General features: G+C 67.2%; 29 protein-coding genes. 8 read left to right on the plus strand and 21 right to left on the minus strand.

The window, feature by feature from the left end; all coding sequences use genetic code 11:
* Positions 1 to 35: 35 nt before the first annotated feature.
* From ACYVBN_RS05890 to ACYVBN_RS05900, 3 genes are all read right to left on the minus strand, one after another.
* Positions 36 to 719 (minus strand): Cif family virulence factor, encoded by a 684-nt coding sequence (locus ACYVBN_RS05890; RefSeq protein WP_460599681.1) that lies wholly within the window; start codon positions 717 to 719, stop codon positions 36 to 38.
* Between the two features lie 30 nt (positions 720 to 749).
* On the minus strand, positions 750 to 2333 hold the full coding sequence (locus ACYVBN_RS05895) for a multicopper oxidase family protein (RefSeq protein ID WP_460599682.1): 1584 nt from the start codon (positions 2331 to 2333) through the stop codon (positions 750 to 752).
* A 155-nt stretch (positions 2334 to 2488) separates the two neighbouring features.
* Positions 2489 to 3109: a YdhK family protein gene (locus tag ACYVBN_RS05900; RefSeq protein WP_460599683.1), complete on the minus strand. Its 621-nt coding sequence runs from the start codon at positions 3107 to 3109 to the stop codon at positions 2489 to 2491.
* 506 nt (positions 3110 to 3615) lie between these two features.
* Between ACYVBN_RS05900 and ACYVBN_RS05905 the strand changes: the two genes are divergently transcribed.
* Positions 3616 to 4311: a response regulator transcription factor gene (locus ACYVBN_RS05905; RefSeq protein WP_171157441.1), complete on the plus strand. Its 696-nt coding sequence runs from the start codon at positions 3616 to 3618 to the stop codon at positions 4309 to 4311.
* Positions 4312 to 4454: 143 nt separating this feature from the next.
* A complete protein-coding gene (locus ACYVBN_RS05910; RefSeq protein ID WP_460599684.1) occupies positions 4455 to 5435 on the plus strand; it encodes a sensor histidine kinase in 981 nt (326 codons plus the stop codon).
* Between the two features lie 62 nt (positions 5436 to 5497).
* On the opposite strand, the gene ACYVBN_RS05915 is transcribed toward ACYVBN_RS05910, so the two are convergent.
* Together ACYVBN_RS05915 and ACYVBN_RS05920 are read right to left on the minus strand one after the other, a co-directional pair.
* Positions 5498 to 5917, minus strand: coding sequence for a methyltransferase domain-containing protein (locus tag ACYVBN_RS05915; RefSeq protein WP_460599685.1), 420 nt, complete (start codon positions 5915 to 5917; stop codon positions 5498 to 5500).
* Between the two features lie 88 nt (positions 5918 to 6005).
* Positions 6006 to 6218, minus strand: coding sequence for a methyltransferase domain-containing protein (locus ACYVBN_RS05920; protein WP_460599686.1), 213 nt, complete (start codon positions 6216 to 6218; stop codon positions 6006 to 6008).
* On the opposite strand from ACYVBN_RS05920, the gene ACYVBN_RS05925 reads away from it, so the two are divergent.
* Positions 6208 to 6708, plus strand: a complete 501-nt coding sequence (locus ACYVBN_RS05925) for a helix-turn-helix domain-containing protein (RefSeq protein ID WP_460599687.1) — start codon at positions 6208 to 6210, stop codon at positions 6706 to 6708. The genes ACYVBN_RS05920 and ACYVBN_RS05925 overlap by 11 nt on opposite strands.
* Before the next feature lie 97 nt (positions 6709 to 6805).
* Here ACYVBN_RS05925 and ACYVBN_RS05930 read toward each other — a convergent pair whose 3' ends face one another.
* Positions 6806 to 7204, minus strand: coding sequence for a M23 family metallopeptidase (locus ACYVBN_RS05930; protein WP_171157447.1), 399 nt, complete (start codon positions 7202 to 7204; stop codon positions 6806 to 6808).
* 757 nt (positions 7205 to 7961) lie between these two features.
* Here ACYVBN_RS05930 and ACYVBN_RS05935 point away from each other — a divergent pair.
* On the plus strand, positions 7962 to 8378 hold the full coding sequence (locus tag ACYVBN_RS05935) for a DUF2752 domain-containing protein (protein WP_460599688.1): 417 nt from the start codon (positions 7962 to 7964) through the stop codon (positions 8376 to 8378).
* Positions 8379 to 8453: 75 nt separating this feature from the next.
* Here the strand turns inward: ACYVBN_RS05935 and ccsB are convergent, their stop codons facing one another.
* The 9 genes from ccsB to ACYVBN_RS05980 form a co-directional block, all read right to left on the minus strand.
* On the minus strand, positions 8454 to 9467 hold the full coding sequence (ccsB, locus tag ACYVBN_RS05940; RefSeq protein ID WP_460599689.1) for a cytochrome C assembly family protein: 1014 nt from the start codon (positions 9465 to 9467) through the stop codon (positions 8454 to 8456).
* Complete coding sequence (gene resB / locus ACYVBN_RS05945; RefSeq protein WP_265446233.1) at positions 9464 to 11101, minus strand: cytochrome c biogenesis protein ResB; 1638 nt, start codon at positions 11099 to 11101, stop codon at positions 9464 to 9466. Before resB ends, ccsB begins: the two co-directional genes overlap by 4 nt.
* Before the next feature lie 3 nt (positions 11102 to 11104).
* Positions 11105 to 11848: a cytochrome c biogenesis CcdA family protein gene (locus ACYVBN_RS05950; RefSeq protein WP_171157454.1), complete on the minus strand. Its 744-nt coding sequence runs from the start codon at positions 11846 to 11848 to the stop codon at positions 11105 to 11107.
* Positions 11845 to 12471, minus strand: a complete 627-nt coding sequence (locus ACYVBN_RS05955) for a TlpA family protein disulfide reductase (protein ID WP_265446234.1) — start codon at positions 12469 to 12471, stop codon at positions 11845 to 11847. Before ACYVBN_RS05955 ends, ACYVBN_RS05950 begins: the two co-directional genes overlap by 4 nt.
* On the minus strand, positions 12468 to 13358 hold the full coding sequence (locus ACYVBN_RS05960) for a prolipoprotein diacylglyceryl transferase (RefSeq protein ID WP_460599690.1): 891 nt from the start codon (positions 13356 to 13358) through the stop codon (positions 12468 to 12470). The genes ACYVBN_RS05955 and ACYVBN_RS05960 overlap by 4 nt, the downstream gene beginning before the upstream one ends.
* 4 nt (positions 13359 to 13362) lie before the next feature.
* A complete protein-coding gene (locus tag ACYVBN_RS05965; RefSeq protein WP_460599691.1) occupies positions 13363 to 13572 on the minus strand; it encodes a hypothetical protein in 210 nt (69 codons plus the stop codon).
* Positions 13573 to 13729: 157 nt separating this feature from the next.
* Positions 13730 to 13894, minus strand: coding sequence for a hypothetical protein (locus ACYVBN_RS05970; RefSeq protein WP_460599692.1), 165 nt, complete (start codon positions 13892 to 13894; stop codon positions 13730 to 13732).
* Between the two features lie 158 nt (positions 13895 to 14052).
* A complete protein-coding gene (locus ACYVBN_RS05975; RefSeq protein ID WP_460599693.1) occupies positions 14053 to 15006 on the minus strand; it encodes a M56 family metallopeptidase in 954 nt (317 codons plus the stop codon).
* 32 nt (positions 15007 to 15038) lie between these two features.
* The gene (locus ACYVBN_RS05980) at positions 15039 to 15428 is read right to left on the minus strand and encodes a BlaI/MecI/CopY family transcriptional regulator (RefSeq protein WP_460599694.1); all 390 of its coding nucleotides are present in this window, start codon (positions 15426 to 15428) and stop codon (positions 15039 to 15041) included.
* Positions 15429 to 16015: 587 nt separating this feature from the next.
* Here ACYVBN_RS05980 and ACYVBN_RS05985 point away from each other — a divergent pair.
* Together ACYVBN_RS05985 and ACYVBN_RS05990 are read left to right on the plus strand one after the other, a co-directional pair.
* Entirely contained in the window at positions 16016 to 16465 is a 450-nt protein-coding gene (locus tag ACYVBN_RS05985; RefSeq protein ID WP_460599695.1) for a WD40/YVTN/BNR-like repeat-containing protein, read from the plus strand.
* Between the two features lie 98 nt (positions 16466 to 16563).
* Positions 16564 to 17190, plus strand: a complete 627-nt coding sequence (locus tag ACYVBN_RS05990; RefSeq protein ID WP_460599696.1) for a DUF3105 domain-containing protein — start codon at positions 16564 to 16566, stop codon at positions 17188 to 17190.
* Positions 17191 to 17284: 94 nt separating this feature from the next.
* Here the strand turns inward: ACYVBN_RS05990 and ACYVBN_RS05995 are convergent, their stop codons facing one another.
* The 6 genes from ACYVBN_RS05995 to ACYVBN_RS06020 form a co-directional block, all read right to left on the minus strand.
* Positions 17285 to 17980: a DUF305 domain-containing protein gene (locus tag ACYVBN_RS05995; protein ID WP_460599697.1), complete on the minus strand. Its 696-nt coding sequence runs from the start codon at positions 17978 to 17980 to the stop codon at positions 17285 to 17287.
* Positions 17981 to 18005: 25 nt separating this feature from the next.
* Entirely contained in the window at positions 18006 to 19025 is a 1020-nt protein-coding gene (locus tag ACYVBN_RS06000; RefSeq protein WP_460599698.1) for a cation diffusion facilitator family transporter, read from the minus strand.
* Positions 19022 to 19810: a cation diffusion facilitator family transporter gene (locus tag ACYVBN_RS06005; RefSeq protein ID WP_460599699.1), complete on the minus strand. Its 789-nt coding sequence runs from the start codon at positions 19808 to 19810 to the stop codon at positions 19022 to 19024. Before ACYVBN_RS06005 ends, ACYVBN_RS06000 begins: the two co-directional genes overlap by 4 nt.
* On the minus strand, positions 19777 to 20154 hold the full coding sequence (locus tag ACYVBN_RS06010) for an ArsR/SmtB family transcription factor (protein WP_460599700.1): 378 nt from the start codon (positions 20152 to 20154) through the stop codon (positions 19777 to 19779). The genes ACYVBN_RS06005 and ACYVBN_RS06010 overlap by 34 nt, the downstream gene beginning before the upstream one ends.
* Positions 20155 to 20830: 676 nt before the next feature.
* Positions 20831 to 22120 carry a tyrosine-type recombinase/integrase gene (locus ACYVBN_RS06015; RefSeq protein WP_460599701.1) on the minus strand — a complete coding sequence of 430 codons (1290 nt, stop codon included), beginning with the start codon at positions 22118 to 22120 and terminating at the stop codon, positions 20831 to 20833.
* A gap of 434 nt (positions 22121 to 22554) precedes the next feature.
* A complete protein-coding gene (locus tag ACYVBN_RS06020; protein ID WP_460599702.1) occupies positions 22555 to 22830 on the minus strand; it encodes a hypothetical protein in 276 nt (91 codons plus the stop codon).
* Between the two features lie 391 nt (positions 22831 to 23221).
* Between ACYVBN_RS06020 and ACYVBN_RS06025 the strand changes: the two genes are divergently transcribed.
* Both ACYVBN_RS06025 and ACYVBN_RS06030 read left to right on the plus strand, forming a co-directional pair.
* A complete protein-coding gene (locus ACYVBN_RS06025) occupies positions 23222 to 24229 on the plus strand; it encodes an SDR family oxidoreductase (protein WP_460599703.1) in 1008 nt (335 codons plus the stop codon).
* Positions 24229 to 26022 carry a glycoside hydrolase family 15 protein gene (locus ACYVBN_RS06030; protein ID WP_460599704.1) on the plus strand — a complete coding sequence of 598 codons (1794 nt, stop codon included), beginning with the start codon at positions 24229 to 24231 and terminating at the stop codon, positions 26020 to 26022. Before ACYVBN_RS06025 ends, ACYVBN_RS06030 begins: the two co-directional genes overlap by 1 nt.
* Positions 26023 to 26115: the final 93 nt, after the last annotated feature.

The following is a 26115-nucleotide window of genomic DNA, read 5'->3' on the forward strand; positions in this document are numbered from 1 at the left end:
CGCCGGCAATCCGGCGCATCTGCGCTCTCGGCGGGCTACTTCACGTAGCTGACCACGGCCATCATGCCGCGGTTCGCGCCGCTGGCCGGCCGGGGCCAATGAGAGGCGCACACGAACCCCGCCGCCTGACGGCTGGACCGCGGCCGCTGCCAGGAAAGGGCGGCGGCCGCGTGGGTCTCGGCTTTGGCTCTCGGTGTCGGTGTCTTGGCCATCGACCAGACGCCCAGCATCGATCTCGTCGATGTGCAGATCGCGGCGCCCTTGCCCGTGTATTTGGTCGGCGCTAGGTCGTCGGCTCGGCGAATCAGCGTGTATTGGAAGTTGCCGTAGCCGGCGGTGTTGCCGTTGAACTGGAACGAAGTCAGCCGGAGCCGTTCCCCGGCCTCGTGGCGGCCAGCGAAATATCGCTCGAGTCCGGCCCTGTCCTGAGCGACGGAGCCGATCCGTTGTCCCGGACCGTCGGTGCTGTACCAGTCGAAGCCGTTTCCCTGCCGCGCCCAGATCCGCTGCAAGGTCGGTTGGTCACCGGCGTTGAATGCCCGCACGAACCCGATTACCAGCTTTCGAACTGTCGTGTCCGTGCATGCACCGTTCGACTCGGATCGGGAGGGGTCGTGCGCCGAGGGCGTGTCGGCCGAGCCGCTGGCTGTACAGGCGGCGAGCAGGAGTGCAACAACGGTCGCGATGGCGATCGTGGGGCCGCGGCATATCGGCTGCACGAGTTCCAGTATGACCGCCCCTCGACCGGGCTACTTCACGTAACTGAGCACCGCCATCATCCCGCGGTTCGCGTGGTACGCGTTGTGGCAGTGGGTCAGCCACTGACCGGGGTTGTCCGCGTCGAAGAACACCGACACCGTCTGCATCGGCTTGACGATGACCGTGTCCTTGCGCGGACCCGTCGCCCCGACCTGGAAGGTGTGCCCGTGCAGGTGCATCGGATGCCACATCATCGTGTGGTTCGCGTAGTCGATCCGCACCCGTTGCCCCGCTCGGATGTCGTAGGCGGTGGCAAACGGGTTGGCCTCATCGAATTGCCGGCCGTTGATGCCCCAGTCGTACTTGGCCATCCCGCCGGTCAACGCGAGCGTGTGGACCTGGTCGACCGGGCGGTCGGCAAGCTGCACGGACGGGTCAGCAGTCGCCGAGCCGGACTGGATGACCTTGCCGGTCAACGTCTTCGGCACGCTCGACATTGTCGGGCGAGCCCCGTTCCCGGACGCGAGCACCGCGAAGGTGCGGCCGGCCTTGCCTTCGGCCAGCGCCACGAACGGTACCGGGTGGTCGGGCACCGTGATCAGCGCGTCGACCCGTTCGCCCATCCCCAGCACGATCGCATCCACGCGCTGATGCTTGACCGGGAAACCGTCGGTGTGCGTCAGTGTCATCGGCACCCCGGGCAGGCCGACCCGGTAGGCGGTGTCGCCGCCGGCGTTGATCACCCGCAACCGGATGCGCTGCCCGGGCTTGGCCTTCAACGTGTCCGGGCGCATCGGGTCGCGCCCGTTGATCAGATGCACCGGGTAGGTGACGTCGCCGGCGTCGCCGCCGAGGAAGGGACTGGTCGTGCCGTCACCACCGCCCATCCCGGACATACCCGACATGCTGGGCATCGGCATCCCGGACATGCCTGACATGTCGTGGCCCATGGGCATTCCCTTGGCCAGCTGCGCGGCCTGCTTGGCCGGGGTGCGTCCCTTGATGCCGTCCAGCCAGTCATCCACGACCAGGATCCACTCCTGGTCGTAGGACAGCTGCTCGTGGGGGTCGTCGATGATCAGTGCGCCGTACAGGCCCCGATCTCGCTGCAGTTCCACATGCGAGTGATACCAGTACGTGCCCGGGTGCGCGGTCTTGAAGGTGGCTGTGAATGATCCGCCCGGCTTGATCGCCGGCTGGGTCAGCCCGGGTACGCCGTCTGCGTTATTGCGCAGCGCGAGTCCGTGAAAGTGCGTCGTCGTGGCTTGGTCCAACCGGTTGCGCTGGGCGACCGCGAGGGTGTCTCCGACGCGGGACCGCAGCACCGGGCCGGGCAACCGGTCACCGTAACCCCAGGTGCTGACCTGCTGCCCGCCGATGCTCGCACGCATCGGGGCCGAGGTCAGCGAGGCTCGCACGGTGCGGCCGCCTCCAGGCCGGGCGTCCTCGGCGCGCTGCACGGCCCCGTCGCTGGGTGAGACCCGCACGCCCGACGAGGTCGAGGCAGTCGGGCCGCGTCTGGCATCCCGCGACCCGGAGGAGGTGCATCCGGCCAGAACGCTGGCGCCGGCCGCCACGCTGACGCCGAACAGGCCGCGGCGGGACAACCGGGAAGATTTCGATAAGGCGCTCATAACCCGATCCTACATATACCCATGGGGGGTATTGGCATGGGGTTGCCAGCGCTCCGCAGGGCCGTTCTGGTGGCAGTAGCTGCGAGACCCATTCGTGGGGCAGCCCGGGTGCCGTGACCTGCCTGTTGTGGTTCGTGACGCGGCTGGTTCTGCGCTCACTTGGCCGGCTTCATCTCGTCCTCGACGACCCACTTGTGGTTCTTCATGGTCATGCCGCCGGCGGTGTAGTCCACGACGTAAACGGTCTGATCGGTGGAGCTGGCGATGGTTCCGTGCGCGCCCTTCATCCCGGACATGTGGTCGGTGGTGAGGACCACCTTCGTACCGTTGGCGAGACGTTTGCTGCCGGCGTCCTGGAGTTCTTGCTGGACCACCCACTTGTGGTCTTTGACCATCGCCCCGCCGGTGGTCGGGGTGTAGTTCACTGCGTAGGTGAAGGTGGCGTAGGCGCCAACGACGGACGCGCGCGCACCGTCCATGCCTTCCATGTGGTCAGCGGTCAGGATCACTTTGCTACCGACCGGGTACTTGGGGTCGGACGCCGGCTTCATCCCCGCCGGGACGGGACCGCCGTCACCGTGGTCCATCGCCATCGAGGACGCGCTGGTCGGCATGGAGGATGAGCCCATCGGCATCCGGTCCATCGCGGTACTGGAAGCGTGATGACCCCCAGAGGCAGCGGGGGACGACGAGTTCGAGGAGCAGCCAGCCACCACCGTCAGACTGGCGGCAGCGGCAAGGGTCAGCAGGACACGAGCACGGCGGGTAGGGAACAACGAATTTCTCCTTCAAGGAATCTCTTCTTGCTTGTGTTAACCAGGTGGAACCGACTGGCACAGCGGCCGTTTCGGTCGAGGGGGCGTCTGGCATTTTGCTCATGAGGGGACACGCGAACGACTCTCATTCCGGTCTTTCCGTGGGAGATGGTGGTTCAGCGGATGATCCAGTCTCCGGGTGCTTGGCGTACTCCTGTGTCGCACTGTCGCCCGCCGCTGTCCTGCGCCGATCCAGCAGACGCCGGGTCTTGCCGCGGGGACCGTGCGTGCCTCGTACGAGGAGAGCGGCTGCGGAGGCCACCAACGCCCAGAGCGTCAGAACGCAGACCAGCAGTAACGCCCACGTCCAGCCGGACATGCCGGTGTTGCGCAACCCCATCATGTCGTCCAGGGTGCGCCTGCGATGTTGTGATCAGACCGGCTGAACCCTGAAGAAACGATCAAGAAGCCGCCAGCAGCTGACGTCCGGCGGCAGCGTGTGCGGTGTCTGCGGTGATGATGGAGGCATGGTCGATGCTGCTCGAACGGTGTTGGTGGTCGAGGACGAAAAGGACTTGGCGACCATGGTCGGTTCCTACCTGGAACGCGCCGGGTACGTCGCACCGTTGGTGCACACCGGCCCCGATGCGATCGACACCGCTCATGCCGTGCAGCCGGACGTCATCGTGCTGGACCTGGGGTTGCCCGGTCTGGACGGCGTCGAGGTGTGCCGGCGGCTGCGAACCTTCACCGACTGCTACATCCTGATGCTCACCGCCCGCGCCGAAGAAGTCGACACGATCGTCGGACTGTCCGTCGGCGCCGATGACTACCTCACCAAACCGTTCCGCCCCCGAGAACTGGTCGCACGCGTTCAAACCCTCCTACGCCGGCCCCGGGACCAGGCCCCGTCAATTGCGCAGCCGCGAACCTTCGGATCCTTGACCGTCGATGCGGTCGGCCGACGCGTCACCCTGGCCGGCCAGCCCGTCGGGCTGACCCGCACCGAGTTCGACATCCTGGCGCTACTGACCGCCTCACCTGCGGTGGCGTTCGCCCGTCGCCGGATCATCGACGAGGTGTGGGACCCCGCCTGGGTTGGCGACGAGCACGTGGTCGATGTCCACATCGCGCACCTGCGCAACAAGCTGGCCGACGATCCCGCCGAGCCCCGGTACATCGACACTGTGCGCGGTGTCGGATATCGGATGGTCACCTCATGAAGCGGCCAGCTACGCGCGGTAGTGGTCCGGGCATCGCGACTCGGCTCCTGCTCGCACAGGGCCTGGTCGTCACCTGCGGCGCGATCACCGCCGCCGGTGTCGCCGCGATCGTGGGGCCACCGTTGTTCCATCATCATCTGCTGATGGCGGGGGAGAAGCCGAACACCCCCGAGTTGAGGCATATCGAGCGCGCTTACACCAGCGCCAATACGATTGCGCTCGGCATGGCCGTCCTGATCGCGCTGATCGCCGCTATCGCCGTCACCTGGTATCTGTCCCGTCGGCTGACTCGCCCGGTGGTGCAACTGGCCGCCGTGGCCGAACGCATTTCCGACGGGGACTACACCGCCCGAGCGACGCCGGCGACCGCGGGTCCGGAGCTGGCATCCCTGACAGGGGCGTTCAACCAGGTCGCCGAGCGCCTGCAACACACCGAGGCCACCAGGCACCGACTCCTGGCCGATCTCGCCCACGAGTTGCGCACCCCGATCGCGACGCTGGAGGCCTACCTCGACGGTCTCGACGACGGCGTCACCGGGTGGGGCCCGGAGCCGGCACGGGTCTTTCGAGACCAGATCACCCGGCTGCACCGACTTGCCGAAGATCTCAATGACGTATCCCGTGCCGAAGAAGGAGAACTCGGTCTGGTCCTCAAGCGCACGCCCGTTCAGGTGGTCGTCCAGGCGGCAGTCGAAAGCCTGCGCCCTCGGTACGCCGGCAAGGGCGTGCAGTTGCACAGCGCCATCAGTGACCGCCCTGACGCCGAGGTTCTCGTCGACTTCCAGCGGTTCGCCCAGGCACTGACCAATGTGCTGATCAACGCCTTGCGCCATACTCCACCCGGTGGCGACGTGACCCTCCAGACCACCATCGACACGGTGTCAATACGAATTGCCGTGATCGACACCGGCGACGGCATCCCCGCTGACCAGTTGCCGCACATCTTCGAACGCTTCTACCGCGGGAGCCTCGCGCGGGACCGTGACAGCACCGGCAGCGGCATCGGACTCACCATCTCTCGCGCCATTGCCCGAGCCCACCATGGAACGCTCACCGCCGACAGCGACGGTCCCGGCACGGGCGCACGTTTCACCTTCACCATGCCTCGTCTGCTCCGCCATTGATCTCGTCCCTCACGTACACGCGTCCGCCTGATCGCAGGTGACTGGGGTTGCCCGAGGTCACCTCATCGCGTCGCCGCAGCGACCCATACAGGCAGGCCCATCGAGAACCGGTCCTGCGCAGCTCGCTGCTGTTGATCGCGAATGAAGTTCTGCGCTTCGCTGGCCGTTACAGCTCCCGTCGATGCGGCGGCTTGGGCGAAACCGATGACTATGTCGACCATTGAGGGGTGGATCAATGCGCCGAGGAAGCCCTGGATAGCCACCTCAGCGAAACCGCCATCAAGCAACAGACTCCGGTATTGGCGGGCCGCGCGAGGGCTCGGAATGGAGTCCGCTCGCGCCTGGACGACCGCTCGTGACAGGCCGGCATCGGCCGCATCGATCATGACGCCATCCCAGTCCTGACCGACCAATACGATTCTGCCTCCAGGAGCAAGGACGCGATGCGCCTCGGCCACCGCTCGTCCAGGGTCGGCCAGCATGTGGAACCTTGTCGGCGCGGTACGCCGTCACCGAGCCCTCGGATAACGGTAGATGCTCCGCTACTCCTCGCCGTACGTCCAACTCCGGCTATCGCGATGAAGCGGTCTGCACCATCAAGTTGTCGGGGTCCAGCGCAATGGTTTGGGAAGCTGTGCGGGACATCTCGGCCGCCGCCAGGCCGATGCCGCAGCCCACGTCGATGGCTCGGGTGCGGTGATCGAGGGCTAGGAGTTCGTAGGTGAGGTGTCGGATGCGGATGGCTTCGGGCATCTCGTCCGCAAGGTCGAGCATGCGGATCATCGACGTTGTCTCGTGTCGCTCGGCTGCTGCCGTTGGTGATGGTCTCGTTGACATGACGATCAGGATCGTTCTTAATGTCGACGTGAAGTCAACGGCTGCCGGTTGGACCCTAGGCGAGCTGGCGGCCCGGTCCGGTGTCGCTACGCATGTTCTACGTCATTGGGAGTCCGAGGATCTGCTGTCGCCACAGCAGTCCACCGCTGGCCACCGCCGCTATCGGCCCGATGATGTGTATCGCGTGGCAACGATATTGCTGGCCAAGGAGGCCGGGCTGGGGCTCAGGGAGATCCTAGCGATGACTACCGGATCGGCACAGCAGCGGACCGCCGTCCTCCATGAGCATCGTACTGAACTGCGAAACCGCATCGCGGCAGCCCAAACCTGCCTCGCCCTGATCGAGTGCGCGCTGGATTGCGACCACGAGGACATCGGGACGTGTCCGCACTTTCGTGCCGCTGTCGCGCACCGAGTCACGGCCCTGCAACGCTGACCATGTCTGTGGTCACCACGGGATGCGTCCACCGGTGACCGTGGTTCGTCCCCGCGCGGACTCATCGAGCGGGACTGTGCGCCGGGTCAGCTCCTTGCTAGAAGATGCCGCGCGTACGCAGCCAGGGCAACGGATCAATCGCCCCGCCGCCGATGTGGATCTCCAGATGAAGGTGCGGTCCGGTGGAGTTCCCAGTGTTGCCCGAGTAGGCAACGATTTGGCCTGCGGACACCCGGGCGCCGGGCGCGACCAGTTGCCGCGACAAGTGTGCGTAGATGGCACTAGTGCCGTTACCCACATCGATCGCCACCCGCAGGCCCTCCCCGCCGTTCCATCCGGCGGCAGCCACCACGCCGTCGTGGAGTGCTCGCACCGGCGTACCGATGGGTGCGGCGAAGTCGTCACCTTGGTGATACGTCGAACCGATACCACCGGGTGAGACCCGGGAGCCGAACCCGGAGGTGAATGTTCCGCCGCATCCGGCGATCGCGCACACCCATTCGGGGTGAGGGCGGCCGGTGCTGCGGCTTGTCGTGGGGTGTTCTGCGGGTTGCTTGGTTGCGGTCTCAGGAGCGGGCGTTGGCCTGGCGGCGGAAGGACGCGGCGCGTTCGTGCTGCTGGGCGTGGTCCGAGTCTGGTCCCGGGACGCGGCCCGGTCTCGTGCCGCCGCTGTCATCGGGGCCGTCGTCGACGCGCGCCGATCAGCTGCCGACATGCCCTCTCGCGTTGCTGCGGAATCGACCGACTGTCGTTGAGTCGCGACTGCTGCCGGGCGACCCCCGCTCTGACCAATCAGGCCCAGCGGCGCCGCGCTGGCCGCGACCCCGGCGGCGACCGCGGACGCGGTGGCCGCGGCAACCACCGGTATGGCGACCTTGTGACGAGCGAGCGTGGTGCGTGCGCGGTGACGACCCACCGGGGAGTGCGCGCGGTGTCGCCCTGCGTAGCTTTTCAACGATTTCTACCTCAGCTGATGGACGTGGGCTGCGTAGCCGCATGGGACAGGGTACCGAGCATTGACTGGCCGCACGGCAGCGCCTTGGCGCTCAACCGGATGCGAGAGTCGGCGTGTGTGACCGCGTCGGCCCAGCCATTCTTGACGACATCGGGACAGTTCTACGGGCTATCACGGCTGCTGCCACGTGATCGTGATGATCGGTAGCATCGGCTACGAAGAAACCGAGTCGGATGCTTGACCGTTGGGAGGCGTGGTGCTCAGATCTGTTGCTCCTGAGGGGGTGCCCGCCGTCTCGATGAGGATCGACCGGTCCGACCAGATGCTGTTACTCAGCATCACGGGCGTCGCTGGCCTGGTCGTCGCAATGACGATGGCCATCTTCGGCCTGCCGCCGGTCGACATTCACAGTCCGTTCCACTACGCGGGCATTATGGATCCGCTGTGCGGCGGGACCCGGGCAGCGCGATTGACAGCTCAAGGTCATCTGCAGGCGGCGTGGCGGTATAACCCGCTAGGGATCCTGGCCACGGTAACGGCGGCGTTGGCTCTGGCGCGGTTCCTGGTCGGTCTGGCGACACACCGCTGGATCGCAGTTCGTTGCGCCTGGACCCCGAGACGTCGACGTGTCGCCTACGCCGCCGCGATCGCCGCGATGGTCGTCCTGGAGTTCCGGCAGCAGGGGCGCGCGAGTCTACTGATGCAGCGGCACTGACCCGCCAGGGTGCGGCGTACGACAGGTTGATCAATTTCGAGGCCAGGTGTGTTCGGTAGGTCATTGGGCTTTTCGTTACATGCCGGAGTAGTTGTGCATACCGGCGAAGGTGGACGACAGATTTACCAGGGTGAAGTTGGCCACGACGGCCAGGTATCCAGCTAGAGCGATGTAGGTGGCGCGCTTGGATTGCCAGCCGGCGGTAGCGCGGCCGTGCAGGTGTGCGGCGAAGACGATCCAGACGATGAAGGTCCAGACTTCTTTGGGGTCCCACTGCCAGTAGGCGCCCCAGGCTTCCTGGGCCCAGATGGCTCCGGTGATGAGGGTGAAGGTCCACAGGATGAAGCCGACGATGTTCATGCCGTAGGCGGCGCGCTCTAGAGTCTCAGCGTCTGGAACGACTGCGAGCAGCCGGTGTCCGGTCATGGTGGGGCGGGTGCTGCGGCGGCGCTGGGCCAGTTGTAGCAGGCTGAGCGGGAACGCGATGGTGAAGAATCCGACGGCGCAGATGGCGATGGTGACGTGAATGCCGAGCCAGTAGCTTTGCAGCGCCGGCAAGAGTTGGGCGGCGCCGGTGTAGAACAGCAGCACGGCGGCCATCAGGGCGGCCAGGATCAATCCGGTGACGAATGCCCCGAGCCATTCCCAGTGTCGGCGTCTGGCCAGGGCGGCGTAGACGGTGGCGGCTGCCGCGCTGGCGGCGATGGTGAATTCGTACATGTTGCCGTTGGGCGGTCGCATCACGGTGATGCCGCGGAGCACGACCGCTGCCAGGAGGCAGGCGGCGCCCAGGTACGTGAGGTTGACCGCGACGGCCGCGATTTGCCGGGCGTGCCTGGAGTCGCGGGGGTCGGATGCTGCGGCTGCCGGCGGCGACTGCTCGGGGGTCTCAACGTGACTGTCGGCGGCAGCCAGGTGATGGCTTCCGGACACACTGACCGGCGTGCGGGCCTCAGCCACGATCGCGGCTCCCAGGGGCCGGGTGCGGGCGGCCAGGTAGAGCGCGAAGCAGATCAGGGTGACGGTGAACAGGCCCATGGCGGTGTAGACGGCCAGGTTGGCGTACGGGGCAAGCGCGGGATGGATCATCGGGGTCTCCTGTCGGGGGGCGCCTGACTGGTCAGGCGTGCGATGTGGTCGGCGAGCTCGTGCACCACGGCGGTGAGGGTGGGGTCGGTGCCTTTGGCCAATGCCCCGATGGTCACCACGGCGCCTGGCTTGTCCCCGGCGCTCGGGTCGGGTGTGACGCGGATGAAGACGCGGCGCCGCTTGACCAGCAGGGAGGTGATCAGTCCGGCGGCCGCGGCCAGTGCGGCCAGCAGCGTGAGGGTCTTGCCGGGGGTGTGCCGCACCGACAGGCCGGCCCAGCGAACCGTCCGGTCGAAGCTGATCGAGCCGCGCCCGTCGGGCAGCTGGACGGTCTGCCCGGGTGCCAGGCGAATCAGCAGTGGAGCCCCACCAGGTTTGGTCAGCCGTTTCATCTGGCTGGTGTCCAGCGTGTACACGGACTGTGGTGCGTTGCCGGGGAACAGGTTCCCGGTCCACACCGATGCCACCAGGACCGGGTTGCGCAACCCGGGGAACAGGGAGGTGGGTCCACGAGTGAAGTTCTGGTCGGCGGTGGGCAGGAACAACCCGTCCAGCCCCAGCTCCTGGGGTGCGGCGGTGGTGACTTTGACGACGCCGGTGGACAGGTAGTTACCGTCCTGCGGCAGGAACGGGGTGGCGTCCTGGTAGACGACCGCGCCCTTGGCGTCGCGGACGGTCAGGACCGGTGCGTACCCGTTGCCCAACAGGAACACTTCCGCGTCGCCGATCCGCAATGGGCTGTTGACCGCGATCTGCGCCGGGTGTGGTCGGCCGGTGCCGGTGTCCACGGTGGTGTCGGCCAGAAACTTGCGCGGCTTGCCGAATTGGCTGCCGCCGACCTTGTCTTCGAAGGTGACGTTCATCTTGGTGACGTTCAGGTTGAACGAGGGCAGGTCCGCCGGGTTGACCAGTGGCCCGGCGCTGAACGTGTCCAGGGAGCCCAGTGCGGTGGAGAAGCCGCTGCCTTCGGGAACGATGACATCGGCGCGCCAGCTCCACAGGTGACCGATGGCCACCCCGACGATGACCAGGCACAGGCCGATGTGGAACGCCAGATTGCCGGTCTCGCGCAGGTAGCCGCTCTCGGCGGACAGTGTTGCCGGGTCGTGGCCGTGAACGCGGAACCTGCCGCGGCTCTTCCCGAGTCGGCCGGGCCGGCCGCGCAACGCCTGGCGGGCCGCCCCCAACGCCTGCTCTGCTGACACGGCGGTGACGATGTGGGTGTGTGCGGGAAGGCGGTCCAGTCGGCGCGGTGGCTTCGGTGGCCGGGACGTCAGCGCGCGCAGGTGGACTCGGGTGCGGGGCAGGATGCAGCCGATCAGTGAGATGAACAGCAGCAGGTAGATCGCGGAGAACCACGGGGAGGCGTACACGTCGAAGAAGCCGAGCCGGTCCATCCATGGCCCGCTGCCTCGATGCGCGGCCAGGTACCGGGTGACTTTCCCGGCGTCGATGTTGCGCTGCGGAAACACCGACCCGGGGACAGCTGCGACGGCCAGCAGCAGCAGGAGGAACAGCGCGGTGCGCATGCTGGTGAGGTTGCGCCATACCCACCTGCCCCACCCGAGCGGTCCGAGTCGGGGCTGGCGTACGTCACCGGCGCGTGGCTTCGCGCGGGCGGGTGCGGTGGCCATGATCTACAGCACCGTCTGGAATTGGGACACCAGGCGGGACTGGAGCCAGGTGATCGCGACTTCCCAGACGCCGGTCACCATCAGGGTCCCGACCAGGGCCAGGGCCAGGCCGCCGGTGACCTGGATCGGCCGATGGTGCACGCGTAGCCAGCCGCTCACGCGTCCGGCGCGCTGGTAGGCGCCGGCCATCACGATGAAGGGGACCCCGAGGCCGGCGCAGTACGCGGCGGCAAGGGCGGCGCCGCGGGTCACGGTGTGGGCCTGCGCCGATAGCGGCGCGGCCATCGCGAGGATCGCGGCCAGCGCCGGTCCCTGGCACGGGCTCCAGCCGAGTCCGAAGACCGCCCCCAGTAGTGGTGCCCCGGCCAGCCCGGCGGCCGGTCGCCAGGACGGTGCCCGGGCGAACCGGTTACCGACCCCCAGGAACAGGACGGCCATCAGCAGGACCAGTGCGCCGCCGATCCGCAGCAGCAGCGGCTGGTGGGCCTGCAGTCGCAGGCTTAGCGCGGAGATCGCCACAGCGGTCAACAAGTACACCGCGGAGAAGCCGGCCACGAACAACACCGCGCCCAGGAGCATCGGGGATCGGCGGCGGTGTTCCAGCGCGACGTCGGACAGCCCGGTGATGTAGCCGAGGAACCCGGGCACAAGTGGCAGCACGCACGGGGAGGCGAACGAGACCAGCCCGGCCAGCACCGCCACCGCCAGCGCCAGCAGGAATGGTCCCGCGGCCAGCTGCTGGATCACCGGGTACCTGCGGCCGGTGTGCTGGGGATGACGTCCTGCACGAGCCCGACCAAGGTCGTCGCGTCAACCGGGCCCAGCACCCGGGCGGCGATCCGCCCTTGCTGGTCCAGCACCAGGGTGGTCGGGGTCGCCGGGGCCATCCCGTGCAATGCCAGCAGTGACTTGCCGCCCTCGTAGGCAAGTGACGGGTAGGGGATACGGTTCTTCACGACGAAGGACTGCGCCGACGCCGCCGATTCCTTGATATCCACGCCGACGAACGCGACTCCCGGTCGGGCGGCCCGCAGACGGGTGTAGGCCTTCTTCAAGTCCGGCGTCTCCTGGATGCACGGTGGGCACCAGGAGCCCCACACGTTGACCACGACGCCTCCGGTGCGGCCGGCCAGCGACCAGGTGGCCCCGTCGATGGTCGCCCCGGACAGCTGGAGCGGCTTGCCTCGGTCAGCCTGTGCGATCTGGGCGACGGTTCCGTCGCCGGCGACGTACCCCTTCTGGTCGCCGCCCTGCGCTTGCGCGGCGACCGAGTCCGGGTTGGTGGTGCCGCAGCCGGCCAGCGCACCGGTTCCGGCAAGGCCCAGCACGGCCAGCAGCATGTGGCGCCGGCGCACAGCGGGCCGATTCACGTCAGGCGCCGGGGTGCGCAGCGCAACGACCGGTCCCGGGTGTACAGCCAGCCGATGCAGGCCACGCCGGCCAACGCGAGCACGAACGCGGCCAGTTGCGTGCCGGTCATACCCCACAGTGGCCGCTCGTCGACGGCGCGGGTGGCGTCGGTCATGAGCCGTTGGGTGGCGTACCCGATGACGAACAGGGCGAACACGGCGCCTTCCGGGTGCGGGCGCCGCACCAACAGCCACCAGAGGAAGGCGGCGAGGATCAGGGCACCGACAAGGTCATATGCCGGTGTCAGGTGGTAGCTGCACCCGGCGAAAAACCGTCCGACGTCGGCGCAGGATTCCCCAACGCCTGGGGGGCGCGCGGGGCTGGGGCCGAACCCGGGTGCCAGGTCGGCGCCGAACGGCACCCGGTATGCCAGCGCGAACGCCGAGGTGGTTGGTTTGCCCAGGTGATCGGTGAGCAGCAGGTCGCCAACGCGACCGATGCCGATGGCCAGCGCGATTGCCGGGGCGGCAAGATCCAGCACGAGACGTAGCGGCAGGTGGTTGTGGTGCAGCACCAAGAGGGCCACCGTGATCGCGACGATCAGCCCGCCAAACAGGGCCAAGCCGCCGTTCCAGATCTGTAGCACGCTGCCGACGGAGTCGAACTGGCCGGGGTGAGACAGCACGAAGTCAGCACGGGCTCCCACGATTCCCGCGGGTATCGCCCACAGGATCGCCCGCTCGAGCACATCCCATGGCAGGTCGTTCCGGCGCGTCAGCCGCCGCAGGACCCAGTACCCGACGAAGATGCCCACCGCCGCGAGAAGTCCGTGCGGGGAGATCCCCAAAACTCCCGGCACGGGCCGGTAGCCGATGCCCAGCGCCGGGTTGAGGGATGGCGCGCTCATCGGTTCATGCCTTCGGCTCCGCCCGGCCGGCCAGGATGGCCCCTGCGAACGCAACGACGGCGGCGGTGGGGTAGCCGACGGTCAGGTCGGTCCAACCGGAGGGGTTGCCGCCCATGTGCATCACCGCGTGCACGGCCGCGATGACAAGGCCGATGAGCATCAGCGCCTGGCCGAGCCGCACGAGCCGTCGGTGCCGTCGCCAGCGGGCAGGCATGGACGGTGGGGCAGGTGGGCTGTCGGGCATCCGGGATCGCTCCAGTCTGGGGTGTGTGCTGATATCACCGAGGGCACCGGGCGCTCGGAAGCCGGGGCGCGCCGTGGATCCACGTGTTTGCTCGGCTCGGGCTGCGGACCAGGTTGTTGGAGGGCGTCTAGCGCTTGTCCAGCAGGACACCATCGCCATGCGGTGGGTAACCGCCGAATTGGGATTGCCGCAACCGGCTGACCTCGGCGCGCAGCTGCTCGATCTCCTTGCCTGACACTGGGTCGGCACTGGGGCTCTGGGACCGCCCCGGGCGCATCATCAGCCACATCATCAGCCCCATCCCAACGGGACATGCCAGGACTGGTAGGGCGTACAACCAATTCATCGCTGAGCCTCTCCATGAGTCGTTACGCAAGCACCATACACGAAACAACTAAGTAGATTAGTAGTCGGCCCGAAGCGACACCCTCCGCCGGTGGCGCGACGCCTTCAGTCGGCCGCGCTGGGCATCGAAGCGGCAGCTGCGGGCGTGCCAGTTGGGCAGTAGTCCATCTGGGTCGCCGACGCTGCCGGACCTACTGCCACCGCTACCGGCAGCAGCAGCATCCCTATGGCCGCCGAGGCGACCAGACCAGCGCCGACGCGGCCTAGCGGTCTGTGCGGGTTGATGAGACGACGGACCCTCGCCCCGGCGGTCGAGCCGCCCGCAGCCAAAGCCGCAACTGGCGCGGACGCGCTGCTCAGTGTCAAGAGGGCGTCAGCGAGGGCGAGACGGTTCCCGTCGTGGCCGATAGCCACGTCGTCGGCTAGCAGTTCAACCAACCGCGCGCTCTCGGCACGGGCAGTCGCAAACAGTGGCACCCGAGGGAACGCCTTTGCGGTTGTCTGTGACCACGCGAGAACCAGATCGTGCCGCTGCCGTGCGTGGGCTTGCTCATGGCGAAGCACCAGCGTGAGTTGTTCCTCGGTCAGGAGCCGCAATGCGCCCGAGGTGACGACGATCCGCCGATGGCGCCCGGGCAGGCAGTACACCGCTGGCTGGTCGGCGCTCAGCACTACGGCACCCAGGTCGGGAACCGTCGTGCCGACCAGGTCCAGCGCGGTTCGATGACGGGACCTGCGGCGGCGCGCGTCCGCCAGCACGACGGTGAGGCACCAAGCCAGCCGTCCCAGGACGGTTGTCATCAGGATTGCCCCCGTCGCGGCAGCTACCGCTCCGCCGGGCGACGAGTACTGGGCGCTCAGCGCCATCGCGCATGCGCGCAGTAATTCTGCGAGGCCTCCGCTGACGCTGGCGGTGGGAATCAGGAGGGCGACGCCAGCGAGGGCAACCGCTGCCACGACGGACACGGTCAGGCATTGCCACGCAACAATTGCCAGTCGCGGCGCCCGGTCGCTCCAGCCGCCGGCCAAGAGCATCCAAGGGCCGACCATTGCGGCCATGGAGGCGTAACTCAACAGAACTACCGCCGTGGTCATTGTGCGCCCCCGGAATCAGGACCTGGGCGGTCGGAGCGGGCGGCCTCGAGCAGTGTGCGAAGTTCGGCGGACTCGGCGGGGTCCATTTCCTCTACCAACCGCACCAGCACGGCCGAGCGGTCCTTTGCCTCAGCGAGGGCCTCACCCATCAGCTGTGCGACATAATCCTCCCTGCTGGCCGCAGCGGCGTACAGGTTGACCCGCCCGCGCTTGCGTCGGGTCAGCCATCCCTTGCGAAAGAGGATGTCCATCACCGTCTGCACCGTCGTGTATGCCGGCACCGGGCTGCGCTGGAGTTCCTCCAGCACATCCCGGACTCGGACCGGGTCGCCGAGCGCCCACACTTGGTCCATGATCGCGGCCTCCAGGTCGCCAAAGCGCGGCATCTGCAGGACTCCTTCTCCAGTCGTGGGCTTCTTGCGCACATCCTAAGCGGCTTAGGCAAAAGGTCCGACCCGCCGGGTACATCCTAAGAAGCCTAGTAGAGTGTGCGCGTGTCTCATCTCCAGCAAGCCATCCCAACGACCTCTCCGGCCGCAACCAACCGCTGGACCCGGGGGTGGTTGTGGCTGGCGATCGGTGTGGTACTCGTGATTGTCACCGGCGTGGCAGCCCTAACGTTTGCAGCGCCGAAGTCTCGGTCGGCGGCTGACAGCCAGACGACGGGCGCACAGATCGGCGGAGACCTGCACACGGTCTTTTTCGACGCCGGCAAGCGGTATGTCGGAGGTCATGACGCCGTGGTCACCTCTACCGATGGTGGCCAGCACCTGCGACCGATTGCGTCGTTGGCCGGCGCTGATGCGATGGGCTGGGCCGCATTAGGGAGCAGCCTGCTCGTCGGTGGTCACGCGGGTCTGTTCCGCTCGGTGGATCAAGGAACCACGTTCACCAAGGTCACGGCGCCAGTCTCCGACGTGCACGCCCTTGGCGGCGCCGGAGCAATGCTCTACTTGGGTCCCCACAAGCCGGCTTGTTCGCCTCCGCCGACGGCGGCCGCACCTGGGATCTGCGCACCGCACGCCAAGGGCAGGACTTCATGGGCACCATCCTGGTCGACCCGAAGAACCCCTCCCGCGCCTTCGCACCCGACATGGCAACCGGGCTAATGCGCACCGTAGACGGCGGCCGCACCTGGCATCCCGCTGGCGGCCCGGTCGGCGCGCTGGCGGCCGCCTGGAACCCCGCTGACACCCGCCAACTCGTCGTCGTCGGCATGACAGGTGCAGCTACCAGCCGCAACGGCGGCGCCACCTGGCAACCGTTCAGCGTTCCAGCGGGAACCTCCGCCGTCACCTTCGGCCCCGGCGGCACGGTGCTTGCTGGAGTCCTCCGGGACCAGCGCGCGGTGATCTATGCCAGCAAGGATCAGGGGAAGATGTGGTCGGGAACGGCCAAGTCGGTGCCCCGCACTGGTGGCTGACTGCGAATCAAGCGCCACGAACCCGCAGTTGTGACCGGCCTCCGCACCCAACTGCCGCCCACCGCACCAACCGACGATCACACGAGAGACCCGAGGCGATGACACCGCGGAAATCAAAACCGGACCTGAGTGCCCGACAAGTTCGCCTGGACCAGCTGCGGCGGCAACAGAGCAGCCAGTCCCGCCGACGCACAATGATGTGGGTAGGAGCGGTCGTCGCCGCGCTCGTCGTCGTGGGCGGCGGGGCTTCGTGGGCCGTGCTCGCCAACCGGCCCGCGCAGGTATCACTGGGGGCAGTCAAGACCTACCCGGTATCCCGACCCGGCCATGTCACCACCACGGTGCGGTACCCGCAGACGCCGCCGGTCGGAGGCGACCACGACCCCACCTGGTTGAACTGCGGCATCTACTCTGCGCCGGTGCGAAACGAGAACGCCGTCCACGATCTTGAGCACGGAGCCGTTTGGATCACTTATCAACCATCGCTGCCCGCCGCCCAGGTCAAGGCGTTGCGGGAACTGGTGGGTGGGCAGACGTACCTGACACTTTCGCCGTACCCAGGCCTACCCGCACCAGTGGTCGCGTCGGCGTGGGGTGTTCAACTGCGGCTGCCGAACGCGACCGAAAAGCGGCTGCAGGCGTTCGTGTCCAAGTACAAGCAGGGTCCTCAGACCCCCGAGCCTGGCGCTCCCTGCACCGGCGGCACCGGGTCGCCGGTGAAGTGACGCCTCGGTCCGGTTGAGCACGAGGACGGCTCGCGCATTGACGTGCGGCCCGTCGCGCTGGCCTGGCAGTGCCCCTCGGTCGAGCACGGCTTCGTCACAGCGTCGCGCGCAGACGGGACATTTGAGCAATCTCGGCCCGTTGCGACGTCTCAATCGCGGCAGCGAGAGAGTCTACGGCGGCGTGATGGGTAAGGGGCTGGATGGCCTCGGCCATCGTGACTCCACCACGGTGGTGGGCGATCATGAGTGTCAGGAAGCGTCGGTCCGCGGCCGCGCCGACGAGAGACCGCATCTGGCTGAGCTGCGACTCCGACGCCATCCCCGGCATCCTTGCACCCCGATGTGTCGTTGTCTGACGGACGTGAGTCGTCGGCATCCAGGACATCGGTGGCTGTGTTGAAGCCTGAGGTAACCGCCATTGCTCGAGCCATCCGAACATTTGGCCGGCCTGTTGTTGCTGGGTGCTGATGATGTCGTAGGCGATCGTCCTGATCGTTGGATTCTTGCTCTTGTCCCGGACGATGAAGGCCATCTGGACGGCCTGGGAGTGATGGACCTGCATGTCGCGGGCAAAGCCTGCCTCGGCGCTGTTGTTGTCGGGCACGGCGTGGCCGAGGCGATAACCTATGACGCCTGCTAACAGAGCAGACAGAACAGCTGCCGTGACGCATCCCAGAAGCAGCGCCCGCCAACGAACCGAGGTCGTGCCTGACTGCTTACCCGCGCCCGTTTGCGCGGGCACCGGGTGCAGCGGTGTGCCGATCGAGCTGCCGGGGTCGTCAATGGTCATGGTTTCCGTTCGTGCTGTCGTTTGATTAGTGGAGGCCGTGCTCGTGCGTGGCATGAGTGGCTGGTTCGAGCTGGAAGGTGGAGTGCTCGAGGTCGAAGTGGCCGCCCAGGCAGGCCTGGACCTGGTCCAGCAACTGCGGGGTATGCCCGTCGGTGAAGCAGGAGTCCTCGGCTACCAGGTGCGCGGACAGGGCGGGCAGGTCGGTGGTCACTGTCCACACGTGCAGGTCGTGCACGTCCACCACGTGCTCGACGCCGAGCAGGTGAGCACGGATGTCGTGCAGGTCGACGCCGTCGGGGGCGGCTTCCAGCAACACCCGCCCGGAGTCGCGCAACAACCCCCAGGCGGCGTGCAACATCAGGGCGACCACGACCAGCGACGCGACGGCGTCCGCGCGGGTCCACCCGGTGACCAGGATGACGATCCCGGCGACCACGGTGCCGATGAACCCGTACAGGTCGGTCAGGATGTGCTGGTAGGCGCCCTGCACGTTCAGGCTGGTCCGGTTCGCCCGGGCTAGTAACCACGCGGCGCCGATGTTGACCGCCACTCCGACCAGGGCGACGACCAGGACCGGTCCACCCTGCACAGTGGGTGGGTTGATCAGGCGGCGGATCGCCTCGATGCCGACCACACCGGAGACCACCAGCAAGGTGATCCCGTTGCCGGCCGCGGACAGGATCTCGGCGCGTTTCCACCCGAACGTCCACGCCCCGCGTGCGGGGCGGGCGGCCAGTCGCATCGCCCACAGCGCGGCGGCGATGGCGCCGACGTCGGACAGCATGTGCCCGGCATCGGACAGCAGCGCCAGCGACCCGGATACGAACGCGACGATCACTTCGCCGACCATGAACAGGGCCAGCAGGATCAGCGCGCCGCGCAGGTACCGCCGGTCCGCGTTCGCGGCCACCCCGTGGGCGTGACCACCACCCGGCCCGTGATCATGACCGCCGCCGGAGTCGGAGGTGGCGGGTGTGGTGTGCCCGCCCGTGGCGTCGGGTGCGGCGCCGACGCCGGGGTTGTTGTCGGGTGGTGGGGTACTCACGGAGTCCGTTCGCCGGCCGGCGCGTAGGTGACCGAGACAGCTGGTTGGCAGCAGGAGTCGGCGCAGCCCGGCCCGCACCCGCACCCGGCACCCTCGGCGCTGGCGGAGCCGTCTGCCAGGTCCGGCGCCGGCGCGCAGCCGCAGGATTCACCGCGCCAGGCCCCCACGCCTTCGCGGGTGGCGACGGCGGCGATGACCAACCCGACGATCGGGTCGGCCCACCACCAGCCCAGGCCGGCGTTCAGGAGCAGCCCGGCCAGCAGCACCGCCGACAGGTAGGTGCACAGCAGGGTCTGCTTGGAGTCCGCGACCACCGACCCGGATCCCAGCGCCCGGCCGGTGTGCCGTTGCGCCCAGGACAGAAACGGCATCACCGCCAGCGACAGGGCCGCCAGGACCACCCCCACCGTGGAGGTGTCCGGCGTGCCGGAGCCGGCGAGCGTGCGGACCGCGTCGACGGCCACATAGGCGGCCAGGGCGAAAAACGCCAGCGCCATCAGCCGCAGCGCCTGCGCCTCCCGGGTTTCGGGCATCTTGTGGCGGAATTGCCACAGGATGATCAGCCCCGAGGACACCTCGACCAGCGAGTCCAGCCCGAACCCGATCAGTGCCGAGGACCCGGCGACCCGGCCTGCGGACACGGCCACGACCGCTTCGACCAGGTTGTAGGCGACGGTGGCTCCCGCCAGCAGCTGAGCCCGCCTGCCCAACCGTGCCCGATCGGTCTGTGGTGCTGCTGCGGCCGCCGCGGTCACCGCGGCGCCGCCGCACCGTAGGTCGGGCACAGCGTCACCGCGTCCCGGGTCACTCCCAGCAGCACCTCGGCCTGCCGCAGCAGGTCCAGCAACTCGGGATGTTTCAAGGAGAACATCGAGGCGCGGCCCACGGGCCGGGACGCGACGAGATCACAGTCCTTCAGGCAGGCAAGGTGCGCCGAGACCGTCGACTGCGCCAACCCCAGGTGCGCGGTCAGGTCCACCACCCGGTGCTCCCCGAGCGTCAAGTGCTGCACGATCGCCAATCGGGTCGGGTCACCCAGGCTTTTGAACATGCACGCCGCGGCCGTCAACGCCTCGACCTCCGTCCCGACTGCTAGTGGAGTCACGTCTGCGTGCATTTTCATCGTCATATGTCGATGATAGCGCGTAACGGCGATCCTTATTCTCTGCGCTCAGAGGGCATTGCGTAGCCCGATGGAACTCACCGGTGATGGCACCGGGGCAGTTTGCTGGACTGCTGCCGTGATGCTGGCTGGCTGGACTGGCACAGGCCCAGTCCGCGGATCGTGGCGACGCTCTCGGAGCTGAGCGATCGCAGCAGGCTGGCGAGGACTTGCGCAGCTGACCGAGGGGCTAACCGGGACGCGTCACGACGAAATGCGTTTCCATCCGCTTCACAGCGCGGTGGCCAGGCCCGCCGCGAACAACACGTAGAAGACTCCGGCGCCGGTCAGAGTCTGTGCGGTCGCGCGCCGGGTGCGGATCAGCCAGAGCAGGTAGAGCACGGAGGCCAGGGTGGCTCCGGCCGCCACCACTACCGGACTTGCCCGCCGGGTACGTGATCAGCCGTGATCGTGTCGGGGAGTGTCAGAAATTCGGTGTTTCTGGTCCTGTTAATTGGTACTTCTCTGCGGTGGGCCAGCGACCCTCGAAGACGGTCGCGAACACGTTGAGTGCTGGCTTCAATCTCGTGGTCCCCTGTCGACGGCCTTGGTGCCTTGAGAGATTGGTTTGCGCGTGGGTGCGAGTTGCTCGTACAGATCCTGGCCGACAGGTGCTCATTTCACCGATCCGGCCACTGCGAGATCACCACACGGAGCCGTCCAGCGCGGCCAATTTGTCGGCCAAGACCTTCTGGCGTCCCTCTGCGGACCGCACGTACCGCAATGCTGCCTGCGCTGTGGAGTCGCCAAGGAACAACTGGACATCTGCCACGGTCCCGCCTTGCTGTGCCAGCAATGTGGCGCCGGTTGCCCGCAGATCATGGAAGCGCAGGGTTGGGCACCCCGCGGCCGATCTAGCTGCATACCAGCCGTTCCGCGCTCGCTGCTTGGCGGCTTGCTCGGGTGTCTCGGCGGGCTTTGGGGGAACTTTGCCGTAGAACGTTACCGGGGCGAGGTGTCGTCCGTTCTTCCCTGGAAATAGGAGTCCGTCCTGCCCGGTGACGAATGCTCTCATGTGCCTTTTGAGCGCGGGCAGAACGTTCGGCGGGATGATCTGGTCGCGGATACCAGCTTCGGACTTGGGAGATTTGACGCCGACGCCTTCGACCTTGCTGCGCGTCACCGAGCGACTGACCTGAATCACCTCCGCGACGAGGTTGATGTCACCGCGCCGTAACTCCGCTATCTCGCTGTAGCGAAGTCCGGCCCAGCAACCAAGCAGCAGAATCAGCTCCCACTCGGGGCGAATAGTCGTCAGCATCACTTTGAATTGCGCGCTGGTGGCCACTTGGGTTCGCTTCCGCACTGGTGAGGTGCCGCCTCCACGCACGGCGAATGGATTGACTCTCCCGACCAATGGGCCATGAGCCGACGTAGCGGTGTTCAGCACAGCACGCGCCAGAGAGTACGCGTGCGCTTTCGTGGTCTCTCCGGTAACTCCATTGAGCTTCTTACGCAGAGGGGTGAAGGCGTCATACCAAATGTTCACTTGTGCCGGGGTGATCTCGTCCAGCAGGAGGTAACCGAACGTTGGCTCCAGGTAGTCGGCCAGCAACTGGTGGTAGTGGTCTCGGGTCCGAGGTGCCAACGACTTGCCCGACTTGTTCTTTCGCGAGTCAATCCATGCGGACGCGTACTCCCCGAAGGTAGGGGAGTGGTTCAAATCTGCTGCCATCTCCTCCTGTCTTCGCTGCGCCGGGCTGGTCCAGGTGCTGGTGCTGATCAGTCTGCGTTCTGCTGCTAGCCAGGCCTCGGCGTCGAGGGTTGTCTCGAAGGTGTGATTGGCACGGTGCCGGACTGGCGTGACCGTGCCGGAGGCAGAAATCTTTGTACGGCCGTCAGGGTCGTTGTACCACGCGGTGTAGCGGCCGGAACGCTCCTGGTTGATACGGCCGAACGCGCGCTTGCGAGCCTTCCTGGCAGTCCGTGGCATGGTCCCTCCTGAGTGGATTTTGCACTACTTGTGCACTACTTCGGTGGACAACAGAGGCAACAGTCGTCACCACCTGTCCGCGTCAGAGTTCTGCATCGCCGCAGGTCAGAAGCATTTTACCCGGTAATTGCACGTGCAGCAGAAATCCGAAGTTGAGTGGTTCGATCCCAGTATCGTCCACCAGCACTGAACAGCCCCTGACCTGCGAGAACGCAGTCGGGGGCTTCGTGTTTCTCAGGCACCGCGTGTCTGTCGATTCAGCCTCTCAGCCAAGGAGGCATCTGCTGACGGCGACATGCGAGTCGTGGCGTCAGATCGGTGCCTAGATCGAGCAGGAGGCCCGCACCGGCACTGTGCGCGGACGAAACACTCTTGATCGCCCCGAACGCGGCGTTCGACGAGGGCGCGGAGGGTGTCGCCCTTGTCTGCGATGATCAGGCCGATTCGCGCCCTTCCTCGAGCGTGGCCCCGACGCACTGCTCTTTCCTGCGGTGCGAACCCACGACCTTGGTGACACTGGTGCGGTGCTTGCCGCTCCAGCCGGCGCGATACCGAACGAGATGATGGACCGGCCCGGGCATCTCACCGTCGAAGCCGCGATGCGCTGCCAGCACGTTGCCGACGGCCGCGACGCCGAGAGCGACGCGAAACCGTCCGAACTGGCGCGGTCCAGAGCGGCGCGATCCATCGGTCACGTCCTCGAGCGGCACGAGCACATGGAGCGATGACACAAGTGGACGTCGCCACTCGAGTGAGTCGTCGGTGGAGGAGGATGGCGGGCTCGGCTGCGGTTTGCAGCCGGTCCGCTGCGTCTGGCGCCAGCCCCCTTGTCGGTTGTTGCTGACGATCTTTCTGGGCATTCGGAGCAAGCGGTGCGATCGATCCGATCGCCCCTTGATCCTATCGATGACGGCGACCTAAGCGCCCGGCGCGAGCGTCTTGGCCGCTTCGCTCGCAGGCAAGGACGTACAGCTTCGCCGGGAACATTTGCTATCCGACAATGTTCGTGGTTATGTGCTTGGGACCGGTGTTGACAGCCCGTCCGTGGTTGGCACCCGGACTAGAACCGCCACGACGCGCCCGAGCAAAGGATCTTGTCTTATGGCTTCAGTTCGTCATCGGCCGGTGGTCGTGATCACCGGCGGCAGCGCAGGAGTGGGGCGGGCGTGCGTGCGAGAGTTCGCCGCCGGCGGTTACGACGTTGCGGTCCTGGCCCGCGGGACACAGGGACTCGCCGGTGCGGCCAAGGACGTGGAGTCCGCCGGTGGGCAGGCGCTGACGATCGCCTGTGACGTCGCCGACCATATGGCCGTTGACGCGGCCACCGATCGCGTCGAGGCCGAACTGGGCGAGATCGATGTCTGGGTCAATGTCGCGTTCGTCGGTTCGCTCGCCTACTTCTGGGACACCGACCCGGAGGAGTACCAGCGAATGACGCAGGTCACGTACTTCGGCCAGGTCAATGGAGTCCGCTCGGCGCTTCGGGTGATGCGGCCCCGCGATCGCGGCGCGATCGTCAATGTGTCGTCCGCGATGGCCTACCGCGCCATCCCGCTGCAGTCCGCGTATTGCGGGGCCAAGCACGCCATCAAGGGGATGACCGAGTCGGTCCTGACCGAGCTGCGCGCGACCAGCAGCAACGTCACGATCGGCCTGGTGACGTTGCCAGGTGTCAACACGACCCAGTTCAACTGGAACCTGAACAAGATGCCGCACCATCCGATGCCGGTGCCGCCGATCGTGCAGCCGGAGGTGTGCGCGAGCGCGATCCGGTTCTCCGCCGAGCATCCCCGCCGCAACATGTGGGTCGGGATCTCCACCGCATACACGGTGCTGGGCAATCGCATCGCACCTGCCTTCGCGGACTGGTACCTGGCCAAGACCGGCGTCAACTCCCAGCAGGTCGATAAGGATTATCCGCGGTGGGGGTCCAACGTTTTCGAACCGCAGGACGCCGAGCAGGATCGCGGTGCGCGCGGGGTCTTCAACACCAAGGCGGCCACGCACGATCCGGTGTCGTATGTCGCGAAGAATCGGCTGCTCACCCTGGTCGGTGCGACGCTGGGTGTGGGCATTGCCGTGCTCACGCGGCGGAGCGCTCGGTCCTGATGGGGGAGCGCCTGACTCGCGACGCACAGGGATACGCGCCTATCGGAGCGTACGGCGTCCTTGGTGACGGTCGTGGTGTCGCCCTGCTGGCCACTGATGGGTCGATCGACTGGTGGGCGGTGCCGCGCCTGGATTCGCCGCCTCCGTTCGGGGCGGTTCTGGATCCGGTGCGCGGCGGCCGGCTCAGGCTCTGCCCGACGGCCCCGGAGGCAACGTACGAACGGCGATACGTGCCGCACACCAATCTCATCGAGACGACGTGGACCACCGATCGGGGCCAGGTGCGCGTCACCGACTCGCTCAACTGCGGGCCTGCCGGCGCGCTCCCGTGGGGTGAATTGGCGCGTCGGGTGGAGGGGATCGCGGGTCGAGTCGAGATGGAGCTGCTGGTCCAGCCGGGCGACGGAATGCGCGCCTGGGAGTCCTGGGTCAACGATGACGCACGCGGTCCGATCGTGCACTCGGGTGCCACGATGCTCGGTGTGCGTTGCAGTCCGCAGATCGCGCTCGACGTCACGCATGACCGAGTCCGGGCGAAATTCGACGTAGCAGATCAGGAACGCCGGGTCGTCGGCATCGTCGCCACCGAGAAGGATCCGCTGTTCATGTGCGACGCGGACGCGATCGACCAGCGCATCGAAGTCAGCGCGCACGCCTGGCGCAAATGGGTGGGGACGGTGCACTGGCAGGGAGCCGGCCACGAACAGATCGTGCGTAGCGCGCTGGCGCTGAAGACGCTCGTCATTGCCGACAGGGGCTCGGTCGCCGCCGCCGCGACGACCTCGCTGCCCGAGCGCGTCGGCGGACCGAAGAACTGGGACTACCGATTCTGCTGGATCCGTGATGCCGCATTCACCATCGACGCCCTGTCGACGTTGGGCCTGCAGGAGGAGGTGCATGCTGCGGTCTGCTGGCTGTTGCACGCCATCCACGACAACGGACCCGACGTCCACGTGATGTACACGCTGGACGGTGTCCAGCCGGACGGCGTACGCAAGCCCGACCTGCCCGGCTATCAGCACAGCCTGCCCGTCCAGATCGGCAACAGCGCAGCGTCGCAGACTCAGCTCGGCGTCTACGGAGATCTCTTCGGGACCGTTGCCCGGTGGGTCTTCGGCGGCCACGTGCTCGACGTGGGATCCAATCGTGAGCTGGCCGATCTCGCCGACCGCTGCGCCGACCAGTGGCGCCACCAGGATGCGGGCATCTGGGAGTTGCACACCGAGCAGCACTACACCTCCTCGAAGATGAACTGCTGGCGAGCCCTGGACGCGGCAGCCCGGCTCGCGGAGGCAGGTCACCTGGTGGGGTCGGGGGTGCGCTGGCGGGGCGAGGCCGAACGCATCAGGGAGTGGGTGAACGAGAACTGCTGGTCCACCACCAAGCAGGCCTACACCTTCTATGCAGGAACCGACGACCTGGACGCATCAGTGCTGCTCGGGGCGCAGATGGGCTTCGACACCGGCTCGCGGATGTCCAGCACGATCGACGCACTCGGCGAGGAGCTCGCCGTGGGACCGCTGCTCTACCGATACACCGGGGCCGCCAAGGAAGAGGCGACCTTCACGGCCTGCGGCTTCTGGCGCGTCCACGCGCTGGCGCTGGTCGGCCGGAGCGACCAAGCCGAACAGCTGCTGGCCGGCCTCGACGTGACTGCCGGTCCGCTGGGGCTGATGTCCGAGATGTGCGAGCCGGGCAGCAATCGGCAGCTGGGCAATCTGCCGCAGGCACTGAGCCACCTCAGTCACATCCAGGCGACAGCAGCGGTCCGGCGCGCGCAGACCGGCCGATGACCTCGGTGCGGTGGGGAAGTTCGCCGGTGTGCAGATCGTCTGACGGGCGGTGTGCGGCGCATGGTGGCCGCCCTCGGCCGTCATGACATCGCG

The sequence above is a fragment of the Flexivirga lutea genome, from assembly GCF_054778955.1.